The 6,464-nt window shown below is 69.8% G+C and carries 4 protein-coding genes; all 4 read right to left on the bottom strand.

Features of this window, described 5'->3' with window-relative positions:
• Positions 1 to 3,844, bottom strand: a 3,844-nt coding sequence (mobF, locus tag QOL88_RS38540) for a MobF family relaxase (protein WP_283445934.1), incomplete at its 3' end; no start/stop codon positions are given.
• Positions 3,845 to 4,374: 530 nt separating this feature from the next.
• On the bottom strand, positions 4,375 to 4,887 hold the full coding sequence (locus tag QOL88_RS38535) for a hypothetical protein (RefSeq protein ID WP_097223394.1): 513 nt from the start codon (positions 4,885 to 4,887) through the stop codon (positions 4,375 to 4,377).
• Positions 4,884 to 5,666 (bottom strand): hypothetical protein, encoded by a 783-nt coding sequence (locus QOL88_RS38530; protein ID WP_097223395.1) that lies wholly within the window; start codon positions 5,664 to 5,666, stop codon positions 4,884 to 4,886. The genes QOL88_RS38535 and QOL88_RS38530 overlap by 4 nt, the downstream gene beginning before the upstream one ends.
• 268 nt (positions 5,667 to 5,934) lie before the next feature.
• Positions 5,935 to 6,159, bottom strand: coding sequence for a hypothetical protein (locus QOL88_RS38525; protein WP_097223396.1), 225 nt, complete (start codon positions 6,157 to 6,159; stop codon positions 5,935 to 5,937).
• Positions 6,160 to 6,464 lie beyond the last annotated feature (305 nt).

Raw genomic sequence — 6,464 nt, 5'->3', positions numbered from 1 at the left:
GTCCCAGCTTCTCCGCCCACTGCGGCAGCTCTCCAGCCTCCGCCTGTTCCAACAGCTCGCGGCCCAGTTCCAGGCGCTTCTCCTCGGCCACCTCGGCCACGGCGCGGGCGTACTCACCCTTGGGGCCCTCGATGTCCCGGACCCGGTTGCGCCAGTCGGCGCGCTCCTCGGCGGCCGCGCGGTGCTCCTCGGTGATGCGGTGCCGTTCCTGCGTCTCCTGCTGGCCGTGCAGCACTTCGGCGCCCAGCTGCATGGCCATGGCCTGGTCCAGCGCTGCCTGCTGCTGCGCCTGCTCGGCGGCGGCTGCCTCGGCTGCCCGCTCGGTCTCCATCGGGTCGATGACCTGGGCCCGGATGACTGCCTGCTGCGTGGCCAGGGCGTCCTCCTGGCTGCCGGTCCAGGCCAGCACGGGCGCCTGCTGCATGGCCTCGGCCTGCCGCAGTGCCTCGGTGTGGGCCGCGTCGTCCACCTCGCGGTCGACGTGAGCGACGGGCGCCACCGACAGCTGGGCCATCAGGTCACTGACCGTGGTTTCCTGCTGCTCCACGGCCTCGCGCACCCGCTGCTCGTCGGCCCGGACCTGGCGCCGCTCGGCGGCCTCCAGCTCACGCTCCGCCCGCCAGTGCAAGACCTTGCCCAAATCCTTGGCGTCGTCCAGGCGGCCCTGGGCGACGGTCCGCATGATGCCCTCGGCGTCGTGGCCGGCTGCCTCGGCGGCCCGGCCCAGACGGACGAGGGAGCCGAACGCCTCGCTGCTGGCCAGCTCCTCGTAGCGCTCCGGGCCCAGCTCCTCGTACAGCACGCGGCCCAGCTTGGTGCTGGCGTGCTCGGTGGAGAGGTCTTCCAGCTCGAACCCGTGCTTCGCGAGCGAGCGGGACCACTCGTCCTCTTCTCGCTGCACCTGGGTGGCGCTCTTCTCGACGCTGGAATTCTCCAGCGTCTGCTTGTAGAGGGCCATCGCGTCCGGCCGCTCCTCGCCCGGCACGCCCGGCATGTCGGTAGCCATGTACGCGGTGTTGGCCTCGCGGCCGCGCGTCATCGCGACATAGAACGCTTCCCTGGAACCGCTGCCGTTCCAGTAGCTGTGAGCCGTTCCAACGGTCCGGCCTTGGGTGGAATGGATGGTGCCCGCATACGCAAGATCGACGTGCTCCTGCACGTAGGAAGGCGGCAGGGTCAGGCTGTCCCCGTCGTCGTAGGCGACAGTGACCGCGCCGTTCTCGTCGACCCCCAGCACCTTCACCACGTCGCGGTTGGTGGCGAACCGCTCGCCGGACGCGCTGGTCATCCGCCGGTTGTTCTTGCGGAGCTGGATCATGTCGCCCTTGCCGACAGTCAGCCCGCGCTGCCCAAGCTCGATGCCGTTCTCCTCGACCTTGCCGAGTCGTACGAGGTCCTGCCGGGCACGGGCGGCCAGCTGGTCCGCTTCATCCCCTGTCGGGGCGATCAGCACCGTGTCCTTCCCAGCCGTGTGGTCGACCAGCCAGGACTGGTACGAGGCTTCCAGCATCTCCTCGCGCGTTCCAGCGCGCAGCCGGCCGCGGGTCTCGTACTCGGCGAGCACCTCGACCTCGCCTTTACGTAGCTGCAGAGAAGCCTCCTTCTCCCACTCCGAGTTGAACCGCATCACCTCGTCCAGGCGGTGGACGTTGGGCAGCTCCTCGGTCAGCTGGGAGAAGATGCCGCCGGATCCGACGCTGTCCAGCTGCGCGTTGTCACCGACGTACAGCACCTTGGCGCCAGCGTGGGCGGCCAGGCGGCGGATCTCGTCCAGCTGGCCCGTCTCCGCCATGGACGCCTCGTCCACGAGGACAAGCTGGCCGTGCTGCAACTGGAACGCGGCCCGCTCGTCTTCGGCCACGGGCGCACCTGATTCCAGGCGGCTGTTCACGTCCAGGAACTTGGCCACGTTCTGCGCGTTGGTGACGCCTTCTTCGGACAACACGCGGGCTGCGCGCTGGCTGACGGTCAGACCGATGACGGGGCCGCATTCCTGCGTCCAGACGTCGTGGATCGCACCTGCCAGGCGGCTCTTTCCAGTACCTGCCGGGGCGGCGACGACCTCCATGCGGCGGCCAGACGCGAGGATGGAGCGGAACGCCTTCTCCTGCCCCTCGTTCAGCCCAGCCTCGACCACGGCCGTGTCAATCGCCTCACGGGAGACGGCTGGGGCGCCCAGCTCGGTGGCCTGCTCGATTACCCGTCCCTCGCGCTCCAGATGGGTCTTCGTGGCGTACCGGAGGGCACCGTGGCGGGCGTAGACGCTCAGCCCGTCCTCGCGGGTCAGCTCCTGGGGAAGCGGAACGAGGTTGCGGGCGGTCAGCCGCACCACCTCGGTGTCCGTGCCCGACTGCAGTGCAGCGTCGGCCAGCTCGTTGACGAGGGCGCGCACCTGGTCCCGTTCCAACCCGCCCAAGCAGTCTGGAAGCTGCTTGGTGATCTCCACGATCAGGTCCCCGCGGCGCCATGCGCTCTTCGCGTCCTGCGCGTTCTCCACGGCGGTCCGGACGACCTTCGTCGGGTCGAATTCCAGTCCCGATTCCAGGTCGGCGGCACGCTGTTCCAGCTCGACCGTTGCTCGTTCCACCTGAGCTGGAATGTCCGCCAGGGACTCGCGGGTGTCGGACACCATGTCCGCCTCCCACTGCTCCAACAGCTGCTCGCGCGGCACGGCGTCGGTCTTGCCCTTGCGCTCCGCCAGGTTCACCCACTGCGCCATGCGGGCCAGCTCGTGGGCGCCCGGCGGGCGGCCCTCGCGGGCCTCGTACGCCTTGGCCAGCTCGGCGGTGCCCTTGGTGATGGTCTCCCGCCGGCTGCTGAACTTGTCCCGCTTCTCCTCGCTGATGCCGACCACTTCGCGCGCCATGCCGTCCGGGCGCATCGCCGTGCGGAGCTGCAGCTTGCGGTACAGGGCCTCGTCCGTGGCCTTCTCGAAGATGTGCCCGGCGGCCTTGGTGTGCCGGTAGATCTCCTGCCCGTCGATGCTCAACCACTTGGACCGGACTTCGCCGGTCACAGGGTCGACCGTGTCGACCTGCACGCGGTTCCAGATGGCGTTGTGCACGTGCAGCTGAGGGTCGTTGTCCCGGCTCGTGTGCTGGCGGAAGCTGGCGATCGTCCAGCGGTGAGCGTCGACCTGGCGGCCGGTGGGGGCGCCCTCGGCGTCCTTGGCGCCGTGGCGTCCGTCGCGGGCGTATCCAGCCTCTTCCTGCAGGAATTCCAGCCCGGCCTGGACGCCCTCCATCACGCACTCCCAGACGGTGTCCGCCTTCGCCTGGGCGGCGGCCGCGCCTTCCTCGTCGCCGGCCGCGCGGAGCCGCTGGGCCTCGATCTGGAACCCGGCGTGCAGCAGACTGTAGGACTTCGGCACGGAGAACGTGACGTCGTAGTACGAGCGGCTGGTGGGCGCGTTCTGGCGCACCTTCAGCTCCGCCTCGCGGCGCTGCTCGGGGGTGGCGTCGGGGCCCAATTCGTCCAGGGCCTCGGCCACCTTCTCCTCGGTCGACTTGGTGTAGTCGTACGGCTTCCGCCCGACCCGGGCGGCGTCGTAGATGGCTGCCACCTCGGCCTTGTACTCGTCCGTTCCGGGCTCCGCAGCGATTGCGGAGAGTGACGCGCGGACCTGCGCGTGCAGCTCCGGGTGCGTGAACTTCGAGTACATGTCAGACATGAGTTCGTGGTCGACTTCACCCGTCAGACCAAGATCGTTAGCACCCTCACCGAGCCAGATACCGGCAGGCTCCCCGGCCTGCTCGATGCTCTTCAGGTAGTAGTGCTCGCCACCCTTGCCCACCTGATTGATCAGGTATCCCGGGTCGGATCCCGGGCTCACGGTGGCAGTCATACGGATCACGGTACGTGGCCATCGGATGAGAATGCAAGGGTGTGTCAGAGAGATGCTTGTACCTTGGTGTTGACGGATCGTTAGGTGGTCCTGTTGCTCGGGTGGCATTCGTGGGTCCGATTACCTTCTAGCTGCTGGTGGTCTGGGTCGCTGTTGGGCTGTCTCCTGTCCGATGGACCTGGTCGGGTTCGCTGACTTCGTTGGGCACGCTGGGGGGGTGGTTATTGACGACTGCGGGCGGCTGCCCGCTACGCTGTGCGGGAGACGACAGAGGCCCGACCCCGGACGCGCGGGGCGGGCCTCGACTGTTACCAAGAGTGGTTTCGGTGTCGGGTGCGCCGACTGATCCGGCTCGGCCGGACGCCTCCATGTCTAGCGTGCACACGCTTCGATATGCCCGGCAACCGGGGCCGCTGCGCGGGCTCTACGGGACACCGGAGTCACCGGCCAAAGCGACCGCCGGCGGTGCGAGACGGACCCCTCAACGTGGGCCCGGTGCGCCCGTCCGGCCTAGCGTGCACACGCTTCGTTCACCAGAGGGTGTCCTGGCGGTCCCCGGAGCGGTGGCCGGCCGCGAGTGCGGCCACGATGGCGTCAGCCTCGCCGCCCGGGGCGGCCGCCAGGATGGCGTCCCGTACTGCCACGGCCCGGCCCGCCGCGCCCCGCACGTCCGCGAGCGGGTGACCGGTCAGCCCGCGGCGGGCCTGGAAGTCCAGGATGTTCTGTAGGCGATCGCCGGTCAGCCAGTGCGCCGGGTTCTGGCAGCTGGCCTCGTCGCACCGGTGGCGGACGATGGCGCCCTGCAGGGCGGCGGCGCCGTGGTGGATGGCGAACCCCAGGACGTGGGCGGAGACCACGCGGGAGGTGCCCGCCGGGCGGCTGCCCGCCCGGAGCTTGCCGTGTCCGGAGTCGCTGATGGCGCCGAGCCACCAGTGGCAGTCCGTGGGCCCGGGACCGCGGTACACCTTCGCCTCGTACCGCTCGACGGTCGCCGGGTCTGCGGCCAGGGCCTGCCAGGGAACCGCAGGGGTCGGCGCGGTCACGGCGTGACCCGGGCCGCGACGGACTCGGCCGGCTCGGTGCCGGCGCCCTGTTCCAGGGTCAGTTCCAGCGTCGTCTCCGGGGGTTGGAACTCCTGTCGGCACTTCCCGCACAGCAAGGGTGCCTCTTCCAGGAATGCGGGGGTGACCTGCATTCGGCGGGGCGTCGGGGTGCAGCCGCACTCGACGGCCAGGCGCTTGCCTGCCCGTCCTCGTCCACCGCGCGGGCCCGGGTTGTCCGCGTCCTGCTGCTCCTGGTGCTGCTTGCCGGGCTGGCCCTCGTCGTCCTCGGGAACCTCGATCCGCGCGAGCGTCGCCGCGTTCAGGCGCCGGATCTGGGACGCGTACCGGCCGACCGTGGCGGCCGTGATCAGGGATTCGCTGAACCCGATCACCTTTGCCGCGCGCTTGGGTGGCTCCAGGCCAACCTCCCTGGCCAGGGCTGCGTACTCGCGGTTGTGCCAGCGTCCCGCGCACGAGGTGTCCCGGATGTTCCGGGCGGCCGCGAGCGCGTGGGCGGCCTCGTGCAGCATCGTCTCCACGACCATCTCGCCACCCTTGGCGACGGCCTCGCCGGACACGAACAGCTCCGCCTTGCGGCCGGCGGCCGCCGCGTCCAGCCACCGGTCCGCTGTGTGGTGACCCCATGTCAGGCGGCCGCGGCCGCGCTGCCCGGTTCCAGTCACGATCACGACGTCTGGAACGTCGGGGTGGTGCTTCTGGATCGCGCCCCAGGTCGATTCCAGGGCTGTGACGATGCGGGTTCCCTCCTGAGTGGCCATGCTTCAAATCGTAGCGTGCACACGCTATATATCGGGAGGCTTTGTGAGGGGCTGGAATGACGGCGGCCGCCCGCTGGAACTTGGGTTCCAGCGGGCGGCCGTTGGGGGTCTTCTGCTAGCGCAGGTCGCCCTCCTGCGGCCAGGCGTCCCGGTCGTTCTCGAAGGGGTCGTCGTCCTCGTCGCCGGCGGCGCGGAAGATGGCGGTCTGGTTCATGTCGGTCTCCTCATCTCGGTTGGGCGGGCGCCCAGGTCGGTCTGCAGTTGGTGGTCAGTCGTCGTACGCGTCGGTCACGAGGTCGGCCCAGCCTGCGAGACCCCGCCATTCCAGGCGGTGGCGGAGCATCGCCGCGGCGTCGGCCTTCGACACCTGCAGGGAGAAGTTCTCCTGCGCCTGGCTGATGACGTCGCCCACGGTGACGCGTAGTGGCCAGGTGACGTGCAGGTTGGTGACGGGTTCGGAGAGTTGGGCACGGACCGCCGCGGTGATGGCCATGTCTGTGGCCTCCTGCAGCTGTGCCTGAAGGTGGTGGGCCTGTCGGGCGGCAGCTCGACGTTCGCTCCGGCGTCGGAGGAACCGAAGCCTCACCACTCCTCCGGGGGGTGTGGCTCGACGTGGCGGCAGTAGTGGCAGGTGGCTCCAACCTGGCGGTCGACGGTGGAGCCGCAGCACTTCGGGCACTCCCCCCGTTCCAGGACAGGGCCCTTGCCGTTCGCGCACCCCGGGCAAATGTGTCTGTCTCCATCGACTCCCCAGCCGGCGTCCGCTAACGCGGCCCGGAGGGGCGCACCTTCGGGGAG

The sequence above is a fragment of the Streptomyces sp. Ag82_O1-12 genome, assembly GCF_900182715.1.
GTDB lineage: Bacteria > Actinomycetota > Actinomycetes > Streptomycetales > Streptomycetaceae > Streptomyces > Streptomyces massasporeus.
Note: the sequence above shows the minus strand (reverse complement) of the source record. Positions and strands in the feature narration are given on the sequence as shown.

What these genes read in the sequence shown, in the direction of transcription:
- QOL88_RS38530 (WP_097223395.1), bottom strand. Translation starts at nt 5,666, where the DNA reads ATGGCCACTCAGGAGGGAACCCGCATCGTCACAGCCCTGGAATCGACC.
- QOL88_RS38525 (WP_097223396.1), bottom strand. Translation starts at nt 6,159, where the DNA reads ATGGCCATCACCGCGGCGGTCCGTGCCCAACTCTCCGAACCCGTCACC.